This window comes from Dietzia sp. B19 (assembly GCF_014145155.1).
GTDB classification, from domain to species: Bacteria; Actinomycetota; Actinomycetes; order Mycobacteriales; family Mycobacteriaceae; genus Dietzia; species Dietzia natronolimnaea.
Genome location: NZ_JAALED010000504.1, coordinates 1 through 2,015, shown reverse-complemented (window position 1 = coordinate 2,015; position 2,015 = coordinate 1). Strand labels below are relative to the sequence as shown.

At 71.0% G+C, this 2,015-nt stretch carries 2 protein-coding genes; both read right to left on the bottom strand.

The genetic code is table 11. From position 1 onward, the window contains the following. A partial coding sequence (locus tag G6020_RS13820) for a nitronate monooxygenase (RefSeq protein ID WP_182611010.1) occupies positions 1–853 on the bottom strand: 853 nt, incomplete at its 3' end. Continuing rightward, positions 853–2,015: 3-hydroxyacyl-CoA dehydrogenase NAD-binding domain-containing protein (locus G6020_RS13815; RefSeq protein WP_241732723.1), on the bottom strand; the 1,163-nt coding region annotated here is incomplete at its 5' end. The genes G6020_RS13820 and G6020_RS13815, both read right to left, overlap by 1 nt.

Below are 2,015 nucleotides of genomic sequence, written 5' to 3'. Positions count from 1 at the left end.
CCGACCAGATGCCGGCGTCCAGGTCGCCGTCTTCGAAAACCTTGCGGCCCCGGGCCCCGGCGACGAGGTGCTGGATGTCGGAGAACTCCACGCCCTCGGCCTCCCTGGCCACCACTTCCGCCGAGACGGCGTTCGCCGCGACCCGCGCGGTGTTGTGCAGCGTGCGGAAGATGAGCGTGGTGTCGAGCTCGGAGTTGGCGACGATCTGCTGCTTGACCTGGTCCGCGACCGGCGATTCGGCCGTGCACATGAACCGCGTCCCCATGTTGGCGCCGTCGGCCCCCAGGGCCAGTGCGGCCACGAGGCCGCGGGCGTCGGCGATGCCTCCGGACGCCAGCATCGGGATGGTCAGCCGGGCCGCCGCGGCGGGGATGAGCACCAGACCGGGGACGTCGTCCTCACCGGGATGTCCGGCGCACTCGAAGCCGTCGATGGAGACGGCGTCCACGCCGAGCTTCTCAGCCTTGAGTGCGTGCCGCACGGAGGTGCACTTGTGGATGACCTTGACGCCGGCGTCGTGGAAGACAGGGAGATGGTCCTTGGGGTTGGACCCGGCGGTCTCGACGATCTTCACGCCCGACTCGACGATCGCCTGGCGGTACTCCGCGTACGGGGGCGGCGTGATCGACGGGAGGATCGTGAGGTTGACCCCGAAGGGCTGGTCGGTCATCTCCCGGCACCGGGCGATCTCGCGGACCAGGTCCTCGGGCGTCGGCTGGGTGAGCCCGGTGATGATTCCCAGCGCCCCCGCCTCGGACACGGCGGCCGCGAGTTCGGCGCGGCCGACCCACATCATGCCGCCCTGGACGATCGGATGACGGACGCCGAACTCCTCGGTGAAGCGGGTACGGATCACGGCTGGACCTCCTCGTAGGTGCCGCCGGAGGCGGCCTTGGACCGCAGGGACTCCGGCGGGGTGAAACGGTCCCCGTAGCGTTCGGCGAGCTCCTCGGCGCGGGCGACGAAGCCGGGCAGGCCGCCCGGGTACTGGTCCATGTAGCGGGCGACGCCGCCGGTCCAGCCCGGGAAGCCGATGCCCAGGATCGAGCCGACGTTGGCGTCGGTGGTGGTCTCCAGCACGCCCTCGTCGAGGCACTTGACGGTCTCGATCGCCTCGGCGAACAACATCCGGTCGATCGCGTCCTGCAGCGGGATCTCGGTGGCGGGGCCGAAAGCCTCCGCCAGGCCCGGCCAGAGTCCGGAGCGCTTGCCGTCGGTGTACTCGTAGAAGCCGGCGCCGGTGGAGCGGCCCTTGCGGTCGTACTCGTCGATCATCGTGTCGAGCACGGCGTTGCCCGGGTGGTCGGGCAGCGGCCGGCCCTCTGCCTCGGCCGCCTGGCGGGTCTCGTCACGGATCTTGCGGGGCAGGGTCAACGTGAGCTCGTCCATCAGCGCGAGCACCGGCGCCGGGTAGCCGGCCTGCGAGGAGGCCTGTTCGACGGTGGGCGCGGGGACGCCCTCGGCGAGCAGCGCCATGCCCTCACTGGTGAAGGTCCCGATGACCCTCGAGGTGAAGAACCCGCGGGAGTCGTTGACGACGATGGGGGTCTTGCCGATCTGCGCGACCAGTGCCAGGGCGCGCCCGAGGGCATCCTCCGAGGTCTCGGCGCCCTTGATGATCTCGACCAGCGGCATCTTGTCGACGGGCGAGAAGAAGTGCAGGCCGATGAAGTCGGCCGGCCGGTCCACGCCGCCCGCGAGCATGGTGATGGGAAGGGTCGAGGTGTTGGAGCACAGCAGCGCGTCCGGGGCGATGTGCGGCGCGATCTCCGCGAACACCGTCTCCTTGACCTCGGGGTCCTCGAACACGGCCTCGATGACGGCCTGCGCACCGGAGGCGGCCGCGGCGTCGGTGGTGGGGGTGATGCGCGCCAGGAGCGCCTCGCCCTTCGCCTGCGCGGCGTCCCGGGCCTCGCCCTCGGCGGCGCGGGCGACGGTCTTGGCGACGAGCTTCTCCGAATAGCCCTTGCCCCGCTCGGCGGCGGACTGGTCGATGTCCTTGAGGACGACCTCCA